At 69.3% G+C, this 20127-nt stretch carries 21 protein-coding genes and 1 pseudogene; 8 read left to right on the top strand and 14 right to left on the bottom strand.

Translation table 11 applies throughout. The features are described 5' to 3' along the window. Positions 1 to 104 precede the first annotated feature (104 nt). Positions 105 to 935, bottom strand: a complete 831-nt coding sequence (locus FDZ84_RS17040) for a DUF3152 domain-containing protein (protein WP_246869059.1) — start codon at positions 933 to 935, stop codon at positions 105 to 107. Positions 936 to 1329: 394 nt separating this feature from the next. Beyond that, positions 1330 to 2280 carry an alpha/beta fold hydrolase gene (locus FDZ84_RS17035; RefSeq protein ID WP_168590130.1) on the bottom strand — a complete coding sequence of 317 codons (951 nt, stop codon included), beginning with the start codon at positions 2278 to 2280 and terminating at the stop codon, positions 1330 to 1332. Between the two features lie 195 nt (positions 2281 to 2475). Between FDZ84_RS17035 and FDZ84_RS17030 the strand changes: the two genes are divergently transcribed. After that, positions 2476 to 3096: a TetR/AcrR family transcriptional regulator gene (locus FDZ84_RS17030; protein WP_168586714.1), complete on the top strand. Its 621-nt coding sequence runs from the start codon at positions 2476 to 2478 to the stop codon at positions 3094 to 3096. Between the two features lie 296 nt (positions 3097 to 3392). Here the strand turns inward: FDZ84_RS17030 and FDZ84_RS17025 are convergent, their stop codons facing one another. Then, positions 3393 to 3620: a DUF3107 domain-containing protein gene (locus tag FDZ84_RS17025; RefSeq protein WP_168586713.1), complete on the bottom strand. Its 228-nt coding sequence runs from the start codon at positions 3618 to 3620 to the stop codon at positions 3393 to 3395. 223 nt (positions 3621 to 3843) lie between these two features. After that, positions 3844 to 4530, bottom strand: coding sequence for a ferritin-like fold-containing protein (locus FDZ84_RS17020; protein ID WP_168586712.1), 687 nt, complete (start codon positions 4528 to 4530; stop codon positions 3844 to 3846). A gap of 384 nt (positions 4531 to 4914) precedes the next feature. Between FDZ84_RS17020 and FDZ84_RS17015 the strand changes: the two genes are divergently transcribed. Together FDZ84_RS17015 and FDZ84_RS17010 are read left to right on the top strand one after the other, a co-directional pair. After that, entirely contained in the window at positions 4915 to 6654 is a 1740-nt protein-coding gene (locus FDZ84_RS17015) for a DEAD/DEAH box helicase (protein ID WP_371812899.1), read from the top strand. A gap of 190 nt (positions 6655 to 6844) precedes the next feature. Continuing rightward, positions 6845 to 8053, top strand: coding sequence for a hypothetical protein (locus FDZ84_RS17010; protein WP_246869057.1), 1209 nt, complete (start codon positions 6845 to 6847; stop codon positions 8051 to 8053). A 58-nt stretch (positions 8054 to 8111) separates the two neighbouring features. On the opposite strand, the gene FDZ84_RS17005 is transcribed toward FDZ84_RS17010, so the two are convergent. From FDZ84_RS17005 to FDZ84_RS16985, 5 genes are all read right to left on the bottom strand, one after another. Then, on the bottom strand, positions 8112 to 8525 hold the full coding sequence (locus FDZ84_RS17005) for a hypothetical protein (protein ID WP_246869056.1): 414 nt from the start codon (positions 8523 to 8525) through the stop codon (positions 8112 to 8114). A 4-nt stretch (positions 8526 to 8529) separates the two neighbouring features. Next, positions 8530 to 9363, bottom strand: a complete 834-nt coding sequence (locus FDZ84_RS17000) for a PD-(D/E)XK nuclease family protein (protein WP_168586710.1) — start codon at positions 9361 to 9363, stop codon at positions 8530 to 8532. Positions 9364 to 9409: 46 nt separating this feature from the next. After that, entirely contained in the window at positions 9410 to 10291 is an 882-nt protein-coding gene (locus FDZ84_RS16995; RefSeq protein ID WP_168590127.1) for a PHP domain-containing protein, read from the bottom strand. 85 nt (positions 10292 to 10376) lie between these two features. Next, positions 10377 to 10949: a PH domain-containing protein gene (locus tag FDZ84_RS16990; RefSeq protein ID WP_168586709.1), complete on the bottom strand. Its 573-nt coding sequence runs from the start codon at positions 10947 to 10949 to the stop codon at positions 10377 to 10379. 26 nt (positions 10950 to 10975) lie between these two features. Then, a complete protein-coding gene (locus tag FDZ84_RS16985; protein ID WP_010694016.1) occupies positions 10976 to 11137 on the bottom strand; it encodes a hypothetical protein in 162 nt (53 codons plus the stop codon). Between the two features lie 144 nt (positions 11138 to 11281). Here FDZ84_RS16985 and FDZ84_RS16980 point away from each other — a divergent pair, with 144 nt between their 5' ends. From FDZ84_RS16980 to FDZ84_RS16965, 4 genes are all read left to right on the top strand, one after another. After that, positions 11282 to 11710: an NUDIX hydrolase gene (locus FDZ84_RS16980; RefSeq protein WP_210435712.1), complete on the top strand. Its 429-nt coding sequence runs from the start codon at positions 11282 to 11284 to the stop codon at positions 11708 to 11710. Positions 11711 to 12176: 466 nt separating this feature from the next. Further along, positions 12177 to 13256, top strand: coding sequence for a magnesium/cobalt transporter CorA (corA, locus tag FDZ84_RS16975; protein WP_168590125.1), 1080 nt, complete (start codon positions 12177 to 12179; stop codon positions 13254 to 13256). A gap of 143 nt (positions 13257 to 13399) precedes the next feature. Then, positions 13400 to 13591, top strand: a complete 192-nt coding sequence (locus FDZ84_RS16970) for a hypothetical protein (protein ID WP_168586708.1) — start codon at positions 13400 to 13402, stop codon at positions 13589 to 13591. 331 nt (positions 13592 to 13922) lie between these two features. Beyond that, positions 13923 to 14402 (top strand): CAP domain-containing protein, encoded by a 480-nt coding sequence (locus FDZ84_RS16965; protein ID WP_246869054.1) that lies wholly within the window; start codon positions 13923 to 13925, stop codon positions 14400 to 14402. Positions 14403 to 14430: 28 nt separating this feature from the next. Here the strand turns inward: FDZ84_RS16965 and FDZ84_RS16960 are convergent, their stop codons facing one another. The 5 genes from FDZ84_RS16960 to FDZ84_RS16940 form a co-directional block, all read right to left on the bottom strand. After that, positions 14431 to 15603, bottom strand: coding sequence for an ABC transporter ATP-binding protein (locus FDZ84_RS16960; RefSeq protein ID WP_168586707.1), 1173 nt, complete (start codon positions 15601 to 15603; stop codon positions 14431 to 14433). Positions 15604 to 15608: 5 nt separating this feature from the next. Beyond that, positions 15609 to 16454, bottom strand: a complete 846-nt coding sequence (locus tag FDZ84_RS16955) for a carbohydrate ABC transporter permease (RefSeq protein ID WP_168586706.1) — start codon at positions 16452 to 16454, stop codon at positions 15609 to 15611. Continuing rightward, positions 16454 to 17392: a carbohydrate ABC transporter permease gene (locus FDZ84_RS16950; protein ID WP_246869179.1), complete on the bottom strand. Its 939-nt coding sequence runs from the start codon at positions 17390 to 17392 to the stop codon at positions 16454 to 16456. Before FDZ84_RS16950 ends, FDZ84_RS16955 begins: the two co-directional genes overlap by 1 nt. After that, positions 17392 to 18690 carry an ABC transporter substrate-binding protein gene (locus tag FDZ84_RS16945; protein ID WP_210435711.1) on the bottom strand — a complete coding sequence of 433 codons (1299 nt, stop codon included), beginning with the start codon at positions 18688 to 18690 and terminating at the stop codon, positions 17392 to 17394. Before FDZ84_RS16945 ends, FDZ84_RS16950 begins: the two co-directional genes overlap by 1 nt. 345 nt (positions 18691 to 19035) lie before the next feature. After that, complete coding sequence (locus FDZ84_RS16940) at positions 19036 to 19557, bottom strand: general stress protein (RefSeq protein WP_010694064.1); 522 nt, start codon at positions 19555 to 19557, stop codon at positions 19036 to 19038. A gap of 392 nt (positions 19558 to 19949) precedes the next feature. Between FDZ84_RS16940 and FDZ84_RS16935 the strand changes: the two are divergent. Next, positions 19950 to 20096: pseudogene (locus FDZ84_RS16935) on the top strand (alpha/beta fold hydrolase); the annotation flags it as partial. Positions 20097 to 20127 lie beyond the last annotated feature (31 nt).

Genomic DNA, 20127 nt, shown 5'->3' with positions numbered 1-20127 from the left:
GGACACCCGAACGGGACCTCACGGAATCTGCAACGCAAGACTCCCCGATGGGCTTCCGCAACCCAAACTACTCCCACGATCCGGGACGGAGAGGCGCCTCGAAATCACGAGCCGCCAGCCCCGGCCGTGGGGAACGGCCAGGCGTTGTACTTGCAGACGAAGCCATCGGCCGGGATCTCGGTCCCCTGGTCGGCGATCTTGTTCAGCTCGTGCAGCTCGTTGTTCGACACGCTGAAGGACTGCTGCATCATCACCGGCGCCAGCCCGCCCTGCGAGGGGCAGCCGACGTGCTTGTTGCCGAAGACGTGCCCGACCTCGTGGTTGATCGCGTAGCGCTGGTAGTTGCCGATGTCACCTTGGAACGACACCGCGCCGCGAACCCAGCGGGCCCCGTTCAGGTAGACCATGTCGCCCTTGCGGCACGAGCTGTCGTAGGGCACGCCGTTGCGGTAGTCGCAGGCTTCGCGGGCGGTCTGCTGGCTGACCAGGATGACCCGGAAGTCCGGGCGCGGGCCGCTGGCGTCCACCCGCTGCAGCGAGATCCCGCCGGCCTGCGGGTTCGTCCAGCTGCGCGGATCGGACAGCGTGGCCTGCACGAGGTTGCCGAACTCGGTGTTCGGGTTTCCGATCTGGGCCTCGATCCCGACCTCGACCTCGACGGTGTACCGGTACAGCTGGCCGGAGCCGATCACCGGGGAGGTGCCGGGCAGCACTTGATAGGTGCGCGCGCCGGTCTCCGGGATCTGCCCACCGGGCGGCAGGTCGGCGGAGAAGAGCGCGGGCCCGAAGGTCTGCCCGGGCGGCGCCTCAGTGACGATCGGCTCCACCGGGGCATCCGAGGCGATCGGGTCGAGGAGTCCGCTGGCCGAGCTGCGTTCGGAGGGGCGAAAGGTCTGGAAGACGGCGAGAGCGCTGACCACGATCAGCAGCGGCACCGCGTAGATCCGCCAGCCGTAGCGGTAGTGCGCCCCCCGGCGCCGGCGCGGCCAGGGCTCGACCTCCTCGCCGGATTCCGCGGCATCGCCGACGTGCTCGGGCTCCGGCGACTCGGAAACCGGGTGCCACGACGCGGCCAGCGGCTCGCCTCGGCGGCGATCTCCGGAGCCTGCGCGGGCACTCGTCCGCCCCGCCGGTCGGCGGTCGGACGCAGACGCAGACGCAGACGCAGACGCAGACGCAGACGCAGACGCAGACGCAGACGCACGAGATCGCAACGGCGGGCGGTTCACGCCCTAAGCGTGCCATAGGGCCCACGGCACCCTAGGCCACCACTGGCCACTCCGGGTGACCGAAGCACCGAGGACCACACGAAGTGACGCAAACCAGCCACTACCAGGTGTCGGCCTGGACCAGTCCGAGCAGCGCCCGGGCGACCACCCGTGGCCTTTCCATCTGGGCAACATGCCCCGTTCGGGGCAGCACGAGCAGTCGGCCACGCGGCAGCAGCATCGCGGTGCGCGGCGCCTTGCGGACCGTCACCACCCGGTCTTCGCTGCCCCACACGACCAGGGACGGCGCGGCGATCTCGGGAAGCCGGCGCCAGAGCGAGCGCGCGGGCGGGACGAGCCAGGAACGCACCAACTCCGTCGTGGTCCGCCCCAGCGCCGGACCGGACCATGGCAGCCGGCTGCGTTCCTCGAACTCCGCGACCGCCGCGGCGAGCCGGTGCGACGGCACCGCGTCCGGCTCGGCGAAACACAACCGGAGCAGCTGCTCGGCCCGGGCGGCCGGCGGCACCGCCGCCAGCCCCCGCCGCGTGCGGGCCCCGAGGACCGGCACCATGGCCACCGCGATCCGCGGATCGGAAAGCCGCCGCGGGTTCAGCCGTAGGTCCGGCATGGCAGGCGAGATCAGCGTCAGCGACGCGATCAGGTCCGGGCGCAGCGCCGCCACCTCGATGGCCACCGCGGCGCCGAAGGAGTTCCCGGACAGGTGCACCGGCGCGGCGTCGAGCTGTTCCAGGACGGAGATCACCACGTCGGCGTTGGCCTGCCGGGTAAAGCCGAACCCGGGCGGCGGCTCGGAACGCCCGAAGCCCGGCAGGTCCAGGGCGATGCTGCGCAGGTGCCCGGCGAGCAGCCCGGCCAGATCGGTCCAGTTCGTCGACGACCCGGCCAGCCCGTGCAGGTGCACGGCGGTCGCGGCCGTCGGCGACGGCCCCGGCGTCTCGCGCAGGTGCACGCGCATCGGCCCCCAGCGAGTGCACAGTTCAACGTGCCGACCGGGTGGCGGCATCGCCGTTAGGTCGATCGGCGGGATGCCGTCCGCCACCAGCGGCACCCTCGTCAGGTCGTACCGGTCCGAAAGGGCTCGCCGGTGCGGCCAGGCGGCCGGTGTTGTCGTGGTCACACCTACAGCATGGCGGTCCGCCCGAGCCCGGATTGCGCTACCTACCTCTACCGGCGAGTAGAGTCAGGCCCCACTGGGTGGCCGGAAGGCCGCCTAGCGAGTGGAAGGAATCGGGTGGAGGCGAGGATGACCGAGACCGCGCAGCCGAGCCGAGGCGTCCGGTTGCCCCGTGACGCACGCCGGGCACAGCTGCTCGAAGCGGCTCAGTACGTTTTCGTGCACAACGGCTACCACGCGGCGGCGATGGACGACATCGCGGAGCGCGCGGGGGTCAGCAAGCCGGTCCTCTACCAGCACTTCCCGGGCAAGCTGGAGCTCTATCTCGCGCTATTGGAGACGCACGGCAACGAGCTGGTGCGCCGGGTCCGCGAGGCCATCGAGTCCACCCCGGACAACAAGCTGCGGGTGCGGGCCGCGATCGGTGCGCTGTACGAGTTCGTGGCCGGCGAGGGGCAGGCGTTCCGGCTGGTCTTCGAATCGGACCTGCGCGGCGAACCGGCCGTGGAGAAGGCCGTGGAGGGCGCCCTGTCCGGGTGCATTAACGCGATCACCGAGGCGGTCACGGCGGACGCGGGGCTGGACGCGGAGCGCGCGCGGCTGCTGGCGGTGGGCCTGGTCGGCCTCAGCCAGGTGACCGCGCGCTACTGGCTGGACGCGAGGGAGACGATCTCCCGCGACGAAGCGGTGAACCTGATGTCCACCCTCGCCTGGAAGGGCCTGGCGGGCTTCCCCCTGCAGAACCCCTGACCCCGGCGGACCGCAATTTCAATGGAAATCAGAGGTTCGATTTCCATTGAAATCGAAGAAGTTGTCCACAGCCACCGGCGTGTCGTGGCCCGACACGCGGGTCAGCGGAGGGCGCGGGTTGACGAGTTCTGCGAGGCCGTCTGGTAACCGTCGCGCGGCCGGATCCCGACCGAACTGGACTGAACGGCGAAGGGCATCTTCGAGCGACTACGCCGCCCGAAGATGCCCTCCACCGCCGGTCAGGTGAAGCGTGCGGGCACCCTCGGCCGAGGAACCCGCACGCGGAAAGAACCAGGTCAGCTGACGCCGAAGCCGACGCGCGGCAGCGCCGCCGGGCCGATCTCGACGTAGGCGACCTTGGTAGACGGGACGATGATGCGACGCCCCTTCTCATCGGTCAGCGCCAGCACGCCGTCAGCGTTCTTCAGCGCGTCGGCGACCAGCGACTCGATCTCTTCCTGGGACTGTCCGCTGGCGACCGTCAGCTCGCGCGGGCTGTCCACGACGCCGATCTTGACCTCCACGCCGAACCTCCGTTGAGCACTCGTATCCAATGGGATGCGGCAAGGCTATCCCAGGTCCCATCGCGATCGGGCAACGAAGCCCGGCGAGCAGATATTCCGCTGGCGGCGTCTGGCGAGGACAGCCCCGAAGCCGCGTACTGGTCCCGGGGATCCCGGAGAACAGACGGCGTCCGCAGTTCCGTCACCCGCACGCCACGCAAGGCGAGCCTGGAAGTGGGGTTCGTCAGCCCAGGCCGAGCCGAGCCATCCGCTTGGTGTGGTTGTTCTGCAACCGCCGGAACATCGCCGCTATGCCCGTGAGGTCCCCGGATCCCTTGATGATCAGCTCAGCCAGCGCGTCGCGCTCCGCGACCACCCGCTGCGCCTGCGTCATGGCCTCGCCCAGCAGCCGCCGCCCCCACAGGGTCAGCTTGTCCCGCAGCTTGCGGTCCTCCTCGCAGGCCGCCTGAACCTCGCGCTCGGCGAACGCCGAGTGACCGGTGTCGGCGAGCACCGTCAGCACCAGCCCCCGCGAGGTCGGGTCCAGCCACTCCGCGACCTCCCGGTAGAAATCGGCCGCCAAGCCGTCCCCGACGTAGGCCTTGACCAGTGATTCCAACCACGAATGCGGTGCGGTCGACTCGTTGAACGCCTCGAACGGCGCCGCGAACGGCTGCATCACCTCGTCGATCGCGACGCCGCGCCCGGCCAGGTGCTCTTCGAGCAGCCGGTAGTGGCCGATCTCCGCGGCGGCCATGCTGGCCAGCGCCGCGCGGCCGGTCAGCGTGGGCGCGGTGCGCGCGTCCTCGGCAAGGCGGTCGAAGGCCGACAGCTCTCCGTAGGCCAGCGCCGCGAGCAGATCCACGACGCCTTCCTCGTAACGCTCGTCACTTTCACCGTGCAACGTGGCGCGCTGGTCAGCCTCATTCATGGCTGCGAGCCTAACCGGCGGCACGCCCGAGTAATACGCACCACGGCGAGAACGGCCGGCGAACAGGTATCCTCGGGTCTCGGAGGAGCTTCGGCGTCCGGCGGCGCGGTCGACGATCTGGTCGTACACCGTGGGGCTGGCTCCCCGAACGTCACGATCTGGGCGACTCTCGCCCGAGCGGGACGGCCCCCGGACCACTGCCGGCGCGAACGCGGCCCGAGCGATCCGCTCGTCGGCTTTGGCGCGCATGCGACGCCGAGAGAAACGAACCAACAGCGGATCAACCGCTGAGCGAACAGGGGCGCGCACCATCACGTCGGTGACCACGAGCACGAAGAGCGGCCGCGACCAGCGAGCCGCCGTGCCGGGAGGACGTCGCCACGGATCGGCCCGGACCGGGACGCGTGCGCGCAGGTACCGAGAGAGGCGATCATTCTGACGTTCACCAACAGCCAGGCCCCCGACGGCCTCGAAGATCACAGCGGGGGCGGCAGCCCCGACATCACGGACCTCGAGCACCGCGAGTCCGGGGCTCCCGAAACCGGAGATGCCGCACCCCTGAAGGCCGGGACCGCCGGCGACCCTGACGCCCCGACCTTCGCCGAGCTGGACGTGCACCCGGACATCGTCCGCGCGCTGCGCGAAGCCGGCATCGAGCGAACCTTCGCCATCCAGGAGCTGACCCTGCCGCTGGCGATGCAGGGCGAAGACCTGATCGGCCAGGCTCGCACGGGCACCGGCAAGACCCTGGGCTTCGGCGTCCCGCTGCTGCACCGCCTGCAGCTGCCCGGCGACGGCACCCCGCAGGCGCTCATCGTGGTGCCGACCCGCGAGCTTTGCCTGCAGGTCACCCGCGACCTCACCGACGCTGGCAAGCACCTGGGCGTGCGCACCGTCGCCGTCTACGGCGGCCGCCCCTACGAGGAGCAGATCTCCGCGCTGCGCGACGGCGTCGACGTGGTCGTTGGCACCCCGGGCCGCCTGCTCGACCTGGCCGAACAGCGCCACCTGGTGCTCGGCAAGGTCCGCGGACTGGTGCTCGACGAGGCCGACGAGATGCTCGACCTCGGGTTCCTGCCGGACATCGAGCGCATCCTGCGCATGGTCCCCGATCAGCGGCAGACGATGCTGTTCTCGGCCACCATGCCGGGCCCGATCCTGACCCTGGCCCGCACGTTCATGACGCAGCCCACGCACATCCGGGCCGAGCAGGCCGACGAGAGCGCGGTGCACGAGCGCACCCGGCAGTTCATCTACCGGGCGCACGCCATGGACAAGACCGAGCTGATCGCGAAGGCCCTGCAGGCCACCGATCGCGGCCTGGCGATGATCTTCAGCCGGACCAAGCGGACCGCCCAAAAGCTCGCCGACGAACTCACCGAGCGCGGCTTCGCTGCCGGCGCGGTGCACGGCGACCTCGGGCAGGGCGCGCGCGAGAAGGCACTGCGCGCGTTCCGCTCCGGCAAGGTCGACATCCTGGTGGCCACCGACGTCGCGGCCCGCGGCATCGACGTCGCCGGCGTGACCCACGTGATCAACCTGCAGTGCCCGGACGACGAGAAGACCTACGTGCACCGCATCGGCCGCACCGGCCGCGCCGGGCGCGAAGGCGTCGCGATCACGCTGGTCGACTGGGACGACGAGCCCCGCTGGAAGCTGATCAGCGACACGCTCGGCCTCGACAAGCCCGAGCCCGTCGAGACCTACTCGACCTCGCCGCACCTGTTCAGCGACCTCGACATCCCGGCGGACGTCACCGGCCGACTGCCGCTGGCCAAGCGCACCCGCGCGGGCCTGGACGCCGAACCCGAAACGCAGGGCGAAGCCAAGCGGCCCCGCCGCACCCGGCGCCGCACCCGCGGCGGAGCGGACCAGCGCACCGGCGACGCCGAAACGGGTGCCCGCCAGGACAGCGACGCCGAAACCCGGCCCGCCCGGCGGCGGCAGCGACGCCGCACCCGCAGCGGTGCCGACCCGCAGCCGGCGGAAGCGCCCGCCCCAGGAGGCGAAGCCGACGCCGGCGAACGCCCCCGCCGCAGGCGCCGCAGGCGCCGCCCGGGCGAGCCGACCGGAGAAGCCGGCAACGCCGCGCGCAGTGGAAACACCGAGGGCGGCGCCGCGTAGCGCGAATCGAGACCCGTGAGCCGGATGAGGCGCGAAGCGCTCCGACGGCTCGCGGGTCGAGCTTTGAGCGGAAGCCCTCGAAGCGGCGCGGAACCAGCGACGTCTGAGCTTCCGCCACCCGCACCGCCACGCAAGACGAGTTTGGGAACAGCCTCTAGGCTCGGCGCAGTAACAGCCAGGCGATCGAGGAGTGCTTTTGGTCCGGCCGGAGCGGCGCACGAGAACCGACCTCGCCGTGGTGGCGTTGATCGCCGTGGCCGTGCTCACCGGAAGTGCCGTGCTCTGGTTCAACAGCGATGCGCGCGCCACCGTTTCCGAAACGGCTGCCCAGCCGATCCCGGAACCTCCCGCGGCCCCCGGGGTTCCGCCGACGCTGACCGAGGCTTGGCGCGCTACCAGCCCCGCCACACCGATCCCGGTGGTCGCCGGGCCCGCCGTGGTCACCGGATCCGGCAACGAGGTGCTCGGCCACGACCCGCTGACCGGCCAGGTCGCCTGGCGCTACGCCCGCGACATTCCGCTGTGCACGGTCGGCGCCGAGTGGGGCCGCGCGATCGCGGTCTTCCGCAAGCCGGAGAACTGCAGCGAGGTCACCTCGCTGCGCGGGCCGACCGGAGTCCGCGGGCCGCAGCGCAATTCGGACGCCGAGTTCGGCACGCAGCTGCTCGCCGACGGCACCTACGTGACGGCCACCGGAGGGCGCTCCTTCGAGTCCTGGCGCTCGGACCTGGTGCGCACCCAGCAGTTCGGCATGCCGCCCGCGGTGAAGAACCCGGGCAACAACCTGACCCGCCCGGAATGCACCTACTCCTCGATCGGGGTCGGCGACGAGCGAATCGGGGCCGTCGAGTCCTGCCCTGGCGAGCAGGGCCGGATCACCGTCCTGAAGACCCACCCCGAGGACGACGAGAAGCCCGAGGAGGTCTTCAGCGTGATCCTCGGCAGCACGTCCGCCGGGATCGTCGCGGTCAACGACAAGCACGTCGCCGTGGTTCTCCGAGACCGCTCACAGGTCGTGGTCTACAACAACAACGGCTCGGTGGTGACCACCTTCCCGGTGCGCGTCGGCACCCCCGACCTCCGAGCGAACGTGCAGGTCGAGTCGACCGCGAAGGGCCGCCGCACCTACTGGCACACCGGCGTCGACACGATCGCGCTGGACCCGGGCACCCTCACTCCACTGTGGACCGCACCGGACACGCTCGGCCCGGGCGTCGGTTTCGACGGGAAGCTGCTGGTGCCGGTGCCGGGGGGCCTCGCGGTCCTGGATGCCGTCACCGGGAGCCCCGAGCGGGTGATCCCGGTGGACCGCGGCGGCTACACCGGCCCGATCCAGCTCGCGACGGTCGGCCCGATGCTCCTGGAGCAACGCGGCGACACCCTGGTCGCCCTCCGCTGAAACCCCGGGGCCAGCAGGTCTCGATGCGAATTCCCGGTTCCAGCCGAGAACTCGTGGATCAGGCCCACCACCAGAACCACAGCGAGCCGATCACGACCACGAACGCACCCAAGGCCGCCAGGCCTCCCCGCGCGTCGCGGCGGCGGTCCGCGACCGACTGTAGTGCCAGGGCCACCAGCGACGCCACCAGCTGAGCGATCACCGCCGCCAGCCCGGGGCCTTGCTGCCCCTGGCCCGTCGCCCAGAACTGCACGGCCACCAGCCCGAGCGCGAGCAGCAGCAAGCCGACCGCCAAAGCGCCGGTGAGGCCCCGGAAAGCGGATCCGGCCTGGCTGGCCGGCTTCGGCCGGCTCAGCGCGTGACGGCGGCTCCGCTGCCGCGGAAGATCACCCGCTGCCGGCAGCCGCCGCGTGCGGGGTGGCCGCGCTCGTTGCGAAGCGGGCGTGCGCATCGGCGTGTCCTCCGGTCGCATGTCGTCACTCTCCCAGCAAGGCCCAAGGCGGCAGGCTCGGCGCGGCCTGCCGGCCTTCTTCGCAGTGAGCCCGGAAGTCGCACCACGAGCAGTGCCGCCCGGTCCTCGTCGGGAACGTCGCCTGCGGGTCGGCCCCGAGATCGAACGCGTCCGTCGCGGCCTGGAGGTCCCCGGCGAGCTGCTCGGCGCGATCCTGCAGCTCCGCAAGCGATTCCGCGGTGTGGTCCCAGCCCGCGACCGTCCCGGTCGGCAGGTGGTGCAGCTCGACCCGACGACACGGCCGACGCAGGTGCTTGCGCACTGCCAACGCGTACAGCCCGAGCGCCAGGGACTGCCGCGCATCGTCCACGCGCAGTCCGTGCCGCCCGGTCTTGTAGTCGACGACGATGAGTTCGCCGTGCCGTTCGTCGATCCGGTCCACCCGCCCTTCGGCGATGATCGATCCCATCGGCGCCGACACCCACCGCTCGACGGCGAGCGGCACGACGCCGGGCGCCAACTGCTCGACGTAAGAGCCCACCCACTCCTGCGCCCGGCGCCGGTAGTCACCGGCCTGCTCCGGACTCGCGAAACCGTCGGCCTTCCAGTACTCCCGCACCAACGCGGCAGCGCGTTCCGGGGTGCGCTGACCGGCTCGCAACTCGAAGTACGCGCGCAGCGCGTTGTGCACCACGGCGCCCAAGGTGGCGTTCGCCCAGGCACCACCGCGCGTCGGTGCCGGCCGGTCCAGGTACGTCATGCGGTACTTCCGGGGGCACTGCGCCCAGGTGGCGAGTCTGGCCGGCGTGACCCTCACCAGCTTGCTGGGAATACCTTCTAGACCGAGCTGCCCCTGCACGCCCCTACAGTACGCAGTTTTCCCGTTGCCAAGATGATCCGCCCCGTCAGCCGATGACCTTGCTGCCGCTGCACCGCGCCATCAGGCGATCCAGCGAATCGGGAGGGGTGGTTTCCTGGCCGATCCGGATCGTCTTGTTGGTGCCGTGGTAGTCGCTGCTGCCGGTGGGGATCAGGTCCAGTTCCGCGGCTAGCCCGCGCAACCGCACCCGTGTCGCCGGGTCGTGGTCGGGGTGGTCGATCTCGATCCCGGCCAGCCCGTGCCCGGTGAGCTCGGCGACGTCGTCGGCGGTGACCACCGGGCCGCGCGCGGTCGCGAAGGGGTGCGCCAGCACGGTCGCACCGCCGGCCTCGGTGATCATTTCGATCGCACGGCGGACGGGAGTGTCGGTGCGCGGCAGGTAGTAGCGACCGCTGCCACCGAGGTACCTGGCGAACGCCTCGTCGACGCTGACCACCGTGCCGGCGTTGACGAGCGCGCGGGCCAGGTGCGGACGACCGCCGGGCGAATCCGGCGGCAGTCCCGCCATGATCTGGTCCGGGTCGACCGGGAACCCGTCCGCGGCCATGTGTCGCGCCATCTCGTAGAGCCGCTCCCGCCGCTCCGCGCGCAGCCGTGACTGCTCCTGCGCGAGGGCGGCGGAGTTGGGGTCGAAGAGGTACGCCAGCAGGTGCACGGTGATGTTCCGGCCGTTGCCGTCCGGGCACGCGCAGGACAGCTCCGCGCCCGGCACCAGCCGGAACCGACCAGGCTCCGCGAGATCGTGCACGGCCCGCTCGGCCGCCGCCCATCCAGCGGTGGTGTCGTGATCCGTGATCGCTATCGCGTCCAGGCCGGCCGCGACCGCGGTCGCCACCAGCTCGGCCGGTGTGTCAGTCCCGTCGGACTCGGTGGAATGCGTGTGCAGGTCGATTCGCACACCCACCAGTGTGACCGATGGTCCGGAACCGGGCCGAAGCAACACCCGACCGGTCTGCCCGGGTACGCCTGCACACCCGGGCCGACCAGCCCGGTCAGAGCTTGGCGGCCTTCCTCTTGCCCACCGCGGCACGCCGCGCCTTGAGCATCGAGAAGCGGTCCTGCTGCTGCCCCTTCTTGTCCCCGAAGACGAGCGCCGAGATCGCGTCCTCGACCTCGGTCGGGTTCGGCACGTACTCGATGCGGTTGAGCGCCTGGATCTGTCCAGCCGACTCGACCACGAGCGTGCCGTACCCGAAGATGCGGCCCATCATCGTGCGGGCGAACGTCAGGTCCGTGACCTTGGTAATCGGCATCATCGCCACGTTGGTGGTGAAGATGCCGGAGGTGATCAGGAACCGCTTGTCGGTCACGACGACGCGTTCCACGTACCAGTCCAGGACCTGGTAGGCGAAGCGGATCAGGATGATCAGCCCCGCGTACCAGAGGATGTTCTGGACCAGCCCACCGGCGCCCTCGGGCACCAGGTAGGACACCATCACCAGACCCACGAGCAAGCCGGTCGCCTCGAAGAGGTCCCACACCAGGGTCGCCCAGTGCCGCCGAACGCGGATCACCCGGCGTTCGGTGTCCAGCAAGTACTCATCGGGATCCCTCGGAGCAAACAAGGCACCCGCCTCCCGCGGCTCGCGCTTTACTGGAAGAGGTTCTGCATGAAGGTGATGACGGCCTCGGCTGCTCCCCGCAGACTCTCCAGGATGCCATTGATGACACCGCTGGCTTCCACTGGCGCGGAAAACAGGAAGAACAGGAGGAACGCAACCCCGGCCCACGTGAGGATTTTCTTCATGTTCACTGTGACGCACCCCGTCCAAATGCCCTTGAGTAGCGCAGGCGCCTGCTGATCCGTTGTACCGCACTCCGCCGCTTTACGGCAGCTTTGTACCGCACTTGGGTCAGTCGTTTCCGGGCAGCCCCGGATCAACTACCCTCCGTGTCGATGATCGTATCGGAGAATCCCGTGATCCGCTGCGTCGGCGCGATAATTCACGACCCCAGTGGCCGGTTGCTACTGGTCAAACGCGCACATGAACCCGGAAAGGGGAAGTGGTCCCTACCGGGTGGCCGGGTCGAGCCCGGCGAGACCGACCATTCGGCGGTACAACGCGAAGTGCGCGAAGAAACGGGACTCTCCGTCACCGTCGGCGCCCTCGTCGGCCGCCTCTTCCGCCCCGCACCGCTCGGTACCTACGAGATCCTGGATTACTCCTGTCGGAGTACTGAACAGAATCTTTCCGCTGGTGACGACGCCGCGGACGCAATCTGGGCCGATCATGCGACTTTCGCCACACTTGAGCGAAATGGCGCGCTAACCGAAGGCTTGGCGGAGACCTTGCGCTCCTGGGGTAGTTTACCCCGCAACGAGTGACGGCGAAAAAAGCGCTCGGGACAATCCGTCAAGACCCGGTCGACGGCTCGGACCGGGCCCCGTTCGGATGCCCGGTCCGAGCCGAACGCGAATCCCGACTCGATTCGGCCAATCCGCCCAATTCGCCCATTTCATGCAGCATGTTCCGTCGGGTTGTGACGTCGAATGCGAGCCGTTGCCAACGATCCACTCGGACGGAGTATCGTTTCGGGTTGGCTGACTCAAGGACCACCACATCGGTGGATGACCTTCGGGAGGTGAGGGATCGTGGACAGCAGTGCCGATAGCGCGCTTCCGTGCAGTACCACCCGCATCCCCGCCGGAAGGGCCAGCCGCTAGGCACCGTCCGCCAGGCCCGGCCGGGATGCGCGAGCAGCGAGCAAAGTCCGCTCAGCACGCCATCCGCGCGGCGTTCACCCGGATCTTCCACCCCCGGGGTGCTGCGCCCAGGACCTTGGAGGTCGCCGTGCCCAACCTGCCCTCGCTCGGCCTGCGCAACCGGAACGGTCGCGGGCCGCGATCGGTCAGCCACACCCCGGCACCGGTTTCAACGTACGTCGTCGACTGCGCCATCTACGTCGACGGGCACCGCGTCGAAGGCTCGTGGAACCACGTCGACGCCATCGAAGAGGTGCGGCGGCGCGGCTCCGGCTTCGTCTGGATCGGGCTGCACGAACCCACCGAGGAGCAGATCAACGGCATCGCCGACACCTTCGGTCTGCACGAGCTGGCCGTCGAGGACGCCGTGCACGCGCACCAGCGCCCGAAGCTGGAGCGCTACGACAACACGCTGTTCATGGTGCTGAAGACGGTCCGCTACACCGATACCGAGACGCGGTCGGCGACCAGCGAGATCGTCGACACCGGCGAGCTGATGGTGTTCCTCGGGCGCGACTTCGTCATCACGGTGCGGCACGGGAAGCACGCGGGACTGGGAGATGTGCGCAGCCAGCTGGAGACCGACCCGGAGCAGCTCGCGCTGGGACCGTCGGCGGTGCTGCACGGCGTCGCCGACCACGTGGTGGACACCTACCTGGAGGTCACCGAGGCCATCCAGGACGACATCGACGAGATCGAGGCCGAGGTCTTCGAGCCGCGCACCAAGATCGACGCCGAGCAGATCTACCTGATGAAGCGCGAGGTCATGGAGCTGCGGCGGGCGGTGCTGCCGCTGCACAAGCCGATGCAGCGGCTCGCGGAGGGCTACACGCCGATGGTGGCCGACGAGGTTCGGTCCTACTTCCGCAACGTCGAGGACCACCTGGCAAAGGTCGCCGAAATGGTCGGTTCCTTCGACGAGCTGCTGACCACGCTGGTGGACGCCACGCTGGCCAAGATCACGCTCCAGCAGAACACCGACATGCGAAAGATCTCGGCGTGGGTCGCGATCGTCTCGACGCCGACCATGATCGCCGGGATCTACGGCATGAACTTCAAGCACATGCCCGAGTTGGATTGGACATTCGGGTATCCCCTGGCCCTCATGGTGATGCTCGGTGCCTGCATCGTCCTGTTCAAGATCTTCCGGCGGAACAAATGGCTGTGATCGCGCGCTGTAACGATTCCCGCGCAGTCGGCGATATGCCGTCCGGGGTTGCTTCGCACCCGGCCGTCAGCCGGGCGCCATTCCACTTGTCATCGACCACCGCCCTTTCCCTTCGGGCGGCGCGAGCGTGTGAGGAGGTTGTCATGCACCGTCTTCCGCAGCACCAGGGGCGGATCCGGCATCGGCTCCTCACCGGTCCGGCCTTCCCGCGGCAAAGTCCCGTGACGCGCCGGGAGATCGCCGAGCAGTTGTTCCGGCACACTGCGTGGGTGCAGCGAAAACCCGGCGCGATGTGGGACGCGGTTCCCGCCGCGCCGCGCGCCGTCGCGCGCTGACGCCTGCCGGGAAGCACCGCGGGCCACGTCGTGAAAGCGAATCTCTCTTAGATCTTCGTTTCTTTCACGTTGGGAGGCACCGCCATGACTCGCTTGGCCGCCAACAAGCACGCCCTGCTCGTCGCGCTGATCATGGGGTGGATCGTCACCCTGTTCGTGCTCATCGCGAACCAGATCTGACTCGGAACGCCGCCGTTTCCGAACCGTCCACTTCGGCTGAATCCGGTACGCCTGGCCGGTAACCGGTTCCGGCGACGCCGCCGTGTGTCGCCGCCGCGACGCCGTTACAAACTCCCCAGCCAATCGTCACGATGCTGGGAAGTGATCACAGATGTCGCTTGCCGAACGGATGATGTTGTGCGGGATGGCCGTCCCGCTGGCGCTGCTCTGCGCTGGGTCGCCGCTCCTGGCGGCCCAGAAGCCTTCGCCGGAGCAGCGGATACTCGAACTGACCAATGCCGAACGCGCCCGCGCGGGATGCCCGGCGTTGCGCCTCAACCGTGACCTGAGCGAGGCGGCCGCCGGGCACAGCGCGGACATGGCGCACCAAGACTTCTTCGAGCACAGCGGAAGCGATGGTCGCACCCCCGCGGAGCGCGCCCGGTCTGCGGGATTCCCGAGCGACTACGTCGGCGAGAACATCGCTGCGGGCGGCGAAACCGCCGACGAAACGTTCCGTCAGTGGATGGCAGCGGAGCCGCACCGGGACAACATCCTCGACTGCGCCTTCACCGACCTCGGCGTCGGGCACGCGGCCACCCCGTACAGCCACTACCGCCACTACTGGACCCAGGAGCTCGGCCGCCCCTGATCCCCTTCACCTCGGCTCGATCGGTCGGTCAGGTGAGGGTTCGGCCGGTGGTGGGGTCGAAGAGGTGGATCTTGTCCGGGTCGAACCAGACCGTGAGGGACTGGTTCTCGCGGGCCGCCGATTCGACCGAGAGGCGGGTGACGACCTGGCCCTCGTCGGTCGGGACCTCCGCGCTGCCGCTGTCGGCCGCGAGCTCGTCGAGTTCCGCCGTGCTCGCCCGTCCACCGTGGAGGGTGAAGTACACGTACTTGTCCGAGCCCATCTCCTCCACCACGTCAACCTCGCCGGTGAACGTCGCGCCCGCCGCGCGGGCGGTGTCGTCGAGCAGCGCCGCGTCCTCGAAGTGCTCCGGGCGGATGCCGAGCACCAGTTCGCGCGGTGCATCCGCAGACTCCAGCGCGGTGCGGATCCGGTCGCCCAGCGGCACGTCGCCCAGCGCGCTGCGCAGGGCGCCGTCGGCGAGCTCGACCGGGACGAAGTTCATCGCCGGCGAACCGATGAAGCCCGCGACGAACAGGTTCGCCGGGTGCTCGTAGAGGTGCTGCGGGGCGCCGACCTGCTGTACCACCCCGCCGCGCAGGACCACCACGCGGTCGCCGAGGGTCATCGCCTCGGTCTGGTCGTGCGTGACGTAGACCGTCGTGGTGCCCAGCCGCTTCTGCAGCTTCGACACCGAGGTCCGCATCTGCACCCGCAGTTTTGCGTCCAAATTGGACAGCGGCTCGTCCATCAGGAACGCCTTGGGACTGCGGACGATCGCCCGCCCCATCGCCACCCGCTGCCGCTGGCCGCCGGAGAGGTTGGCGGGCTTGCGGTCCAGGTGCTGCGAGAGGTCGAGGATCTTCGCCGCCTCCTCGACCTTCGACTTCACCGCCGCCGGATCGACCTTGGCCAGCCGCAGCGGGAAAGCCACGTTCTCGAACACCGTCATATGCGGGTACAGCGCGTAGGACTGGAACACCATCGCGATGTCGCGGTCCTTGGGCGCGCGCTCGTTCATCCGCTCCCCGCCGATGCGCAGCTCGCCGCCGCTGATGTCCTCCAGCCCCGCGATCATGTTCAGCGTGGTGGACTTCCCGCAGCCGGAAGGGCCGACCAGGATCACGAACTCGCCGTCCGCGATCTCCAGGTTCACCTCGTTGACCGCCAGCGCCCCGTCCGGGTATCGCTTGGTCACCTTGTCCAGCACGATCTCGGCCACTTCGGTTACCCCTTCACTGCGCCGGAGGTCAGCCCGGACACGATGCGTCGCTGGAAGAACAGCACGAACAGGATGATCGGAATGGTGATCAACACTGCGGCCGCGGAGATCGATCCCGTCGGATCCTCGAACTGCGAATCGCCGGTGAAGAACTGCAGCGCCACCGGCACGGTGCGGGAGTTCTCCGTCGAGGTCAGCGATATCGCGAAGAGGAAGTCGTTCCAGCAGAAGATGAACACCAGGATGGCGGTGGTGAACACGCCCGGCGCGGCCAGCGGCGCGATCACCTTCGCGAAGGCCTGCCCGGGCGTGGCGCCGTCCATCTTGGCCGCCTTCTCCAGTTCCCACGGGATCTCCCGGAAGAACGCCGACAGCGTGTAGATCGCCAGCGGCAGCGAGAAGGTGATGTACGGCAGGATCAGCCCGGGCCAGGTGTCGAACAGGCCCAGTGTCCGCTCGATCTCGAACAGCGGGGACACCAGCGACACCTGCGGGAACATGGCGATCAGCAGCGATGCGCCGACCAGCAGCCGCTTGCCGGGGAAGTCCAACCGGGCGATCGCGTAGGCGGCCATGGTGCCCAGTACCACGGCGATCGCGGTGGCGATCAGCGCGATGCCGATCGAGTTCAGCAGCGCGCGGGTGAACTCGGTGGTGCGGAAGATCGCCGCGTAGTTCTCCAGGGTCCATTCGCGCGGGATCAGGTTGCCGTCCGAGAGCGTCGCCGGGCTCTTGAACGACAGCGACAGGATCCACAGCACGGGCACCAGCGCGTACACCATCACGATGATGTTGAGCAGCGCCCACTTGGTCTTCCGCGCGGGGGTCTCCGCCCCGCCGACGCCGGCCATCAGCGCCTCCCCTTGTCATCGCTACCGGGTGCGGCCGCGCCGAAGAGCTTGACGAAAATCCACGCGATGAGCGCGACCGCGATGAAGATCAGCACCGACATGGTCGAGCCGATGCCGAGGTTCAGCCCCTTGATCAGGTTGTTGTAGGCGAGCACGGACACCGACGAGGTGTCCTGCGCGCCGGAGGTGAGCACCACGATGTTGTCGAAGACGCGGAACGCGTCGAGGGTGCGGAACAGCAGCGCGACGAGGATGGCCGGCTTCATCATCGGCAGCATCACCTTCACGAACCGCTGCCACGGTCCGGCGCCGTCCATCGCCGCCGCCTTGAGCAGGTCGTCGGGCACCAGCGCCAGGCCCGCCATCAGCAGCAGCGCCATGAACGGCGTCGTCTTCCAGATCTCGGCCACGATCACGATGGCCAGCGCGCTGGCGTGCTCGGTCAGCGGCGCGCCGTCCGGGGTGATCGCGTTGGCCAGGTAGCCGGTGTCCGGCGTCCAGGCGTAGCGCCAGCTGAAAGCCGCGACGACGGTGACGATGCCGTACGGGATCAGGCTGACGGTGCGCACGAGGCCGCGGCCGACCAGCGCCCGGTGCATGATCAGCGCCAGCCCCATGCCGAGTGCGAACTCGATCGCCACGGAGACCACGGTGACCAGCACCGTCACCCAGAACGCGCTCCACCAGTAGCCGTTGCCCAGGACGGTGAGGTAGTTGTCCAGCCCGACGAACTCGCGCTGGTCCGGGTACTTCAGGTCGAAACGCTGGAACGACAGCCACAGCGCGTAGAGGATCGGCCAGCCGGTGACGGCGATCATCACCAGCGCGGCCGGGGCGCACAGCAGCCAGCCGAGCTTGCGTTCGGCCTTCTTGCCCTCGCTGATCGCCCCCTTGCCGTCGGACACCGCTACCGGTTCCGCTTGGCTCGTCTGCACCATCACGGCATCACTCCCTTGGAGTCCAAGGCGTTCTGCACCTCGGTGCGCATCCGATCCGCAGTTGTCTGCGGGTCGATCTCCGCGATCGGGGACAGCATGTTGGACAGCACCGTGGAGACGTTTTGCGCGGCCGGCGTCACCGATCGCACGCCCGGGTCCTTGAGCGCTTCCAGGATGGTGTCCCGCATCGGGTACTCGGCGGCGACCTCGGGATCCGAGTAGACGGACTCGATCGTGGGCGGCACGCCGTCCTTGATGGCGGAGAACTTCTGGTTCTCCGGGCTGCGCAGGCATTTGGCCGCGTCGAAGGCCAGGTCCGGCTTGGTCGAATAACTGCTGATCGCGTAGTTGGCGCCGCCGATGGTGGACTTGCTCGGCACCCCCGGCAGCAGGCCGGGCAACCGCGCCCAGCCGACGTTGCGGGCGAGGTCGGGCTTCTTCTCCTGCATCGACGGGTAGACGAACGGCCAGTTCAGCTCGAACGCGGACTGCCCGGTCTCGAACTCCTGCCGGGCGTCGTCCTCCTTGGCGTTGTTCATCGACGCGCTGGTGACGCCCGCCGTGCCGAGGTCACGCAACGCCTGCAGCGCCCGCACCGCGCTGGCGTCGACCACCGCGCGCTTGCCGTCATCGGAGATGAGCTGCCCGCCCGCCGACTGCACGAGCGTGTTGAAGTGCACGTACAGGCCCTCGTACTGCGCGCCGGTGAACGAGATCCAGTGCGGCTTGCCTTCCTGCTTGAGCCGCTGGGCGGTCGAGATCATCTCGGCCCAGGTCTTCGGCGGCTCGGGCACCAGGTCCTTGCGGTACCACAGCAGCTGCACGTTGGTGTTCTTCGGCGCGGCGTAGAGCTTGCCCTGCCAGGTGGCCGTTTCGAGCGGCCCCTGCAGGGTGCCCCGCTCCGCCTCGGCCTTGTTCTCCCCCGTCCACTCCCGGATCCAGTTCGCCTCGGCGAACTCGCCCGTCCAGGTGACGTCCAGGTAGAGGATGTCCATGCCGGTGTCCCCGGCGGCCAGTCTGCGCACCATCTGCTCCCGCTGGCCGTCGGCGTCGCGGGGCAGCTTGTGGTAGACGATCTGGTATTGCCCACCTGCCTGGGCGTTGCAGCGGTCCACGTTCTGCTGCAGATTCTCCTCGGGCGCGCTGTAGAGGTTCACGGTGTTCGCGCCGGAGGCCGGTGCGCAGGCGGTCAGCACGGACGCGCACATCAGCGACGCGCCCAGCACTGCCGCTCTACGAGTGCGGCGAACTCTCACGGTCGGTCCTCCCAATTGCTGGTCACAGCCACGACCAAGCATTGGGGTGCCCACGCTTCGTCGCCTGCCACCACCGGCGGTGAGCCGGTGGTGGAAAGCTAGGCCTCTTGATCAGTCAAGGCAAGGCCGGTGCGCCCCTTGTTGCAAACACGTGAATGTGGGTCAAACCGGACGTCCGCGAGCTCCGCCGAAGGCCCCACCGCGCTGCGCCGATCGCCGCATATCGCCTGGTCGACGCGTCCTTCCGACTGGTCGACGCGTCCTTCCGACGCGCGGACCCCGGCAGCGCGAATTCCGGCAGCGCGAATTCCGGCAGCGCGAATTCCGGGAAACGCGAAGCGGACCCGGGCTCCTGCTGGTTCCCGGGTCCGCATCTCGGTCGTCGGCTCACTGCGCCGGCGGCGGGCGCATGGCTAGTTTGGCGAGCAGGTCCCTGCCCTGTTCGGCGTGGCGGGGTTGGGCCAGCACGTCGTAGCGGCCCGCGACCAGCTGGCTGGCCGAGGAGAAGTCCCGGCGACCGCGGGTGGAGGCGTAGCCGACCGCCGCGAAGACCAGGCCGAACACGATGCCAGCGCCCAGGCCCACCAGCACCGGGCCGAACCAGTTGCCCTGCGGAGTGAACAGCCCCAGGATCAGGCCCACGAACAGGCCGAACCAGGCCCCGGACGCCGCGCCGCCACCTAGCACCCTGCTCCAGGTGAGCCGTCCGGTCACCCGTTCGACGAGCATCAGGTCGACGCCGACGATGGTCACCTCCTGGACCGGGAAGTCGCTGTCCGCCAGGTGGTCGACCGCGCGCTGCGCCTCTTCGTAGGTGCCGTAGGAGCCGATCGGCCAGCCGCTCGGCGGGGTGGGCAGGTTGGGTGTACCCGGCGCCTGCCGGCCGGAGCCGGTGAACGGATTGGACACCGCTGACACCTCCGTTGATTGCTGTCATGGCGGGGACCGTGGGGAGGCGGGCGAGCCCGATTCCGGCATATTGTCCCCTGCCCCATCAGGCTACCCCGTGGGTTCGCCCGGAGATCATGTCCGTCCGCGCGATCGCGCGCATCCGAAGTCCGGGAAGTCACTCGGCCGCTTCCCGGCGGACGACTGCGAACGTCAGCGCCGCGCAGCGGACCGGCGGCTTTTCGCGGATCCGCCCAGCCCAACGCCCGTGAGCGTTTTCCGGTGCTATGGCACCCAAAATCACTCACGGCCAGGTGGCGACCTTCGCCGCGGCGCCGCCGTGGGGTCGGTAGCGGAAAGTCCGGCCGCGAGCGTCCACGACGGCGCCCGGCCGCTGCTGGACCGGTCGGAGGCTGCCGCAGGCCGTCCTGGGCGGATGCTCGATGGGCGGCTCCGTCGCGATGGCGGTGCTGCGGGCCGCGCCGCAACGGGTCGCGGGTCTGCTTCTCGTCGACACCAAGGCTGTCGCCGACAACGACGAGCAGCGTGCCAACCGCCTCACACATTGATCTTGAACACCTAGAGCCCGTT

The sequence above is a fragment of the Saccharopolyspora sp. ASAGF58 genome (genome assembly GCF_012277335.1).
Taxonomy (GTDB): Bacteria; Actinomycetota; Actinomycetes; order Mycobacteriales; family Pseudonocardiaceae; genus Saccharopolyspora; species Saccharopolyspora hattusasensis.
Note: the sequence above shows the minus strand (reverse complement) of the source record. Positions and strands in the feature narration are given on the sequence as shown.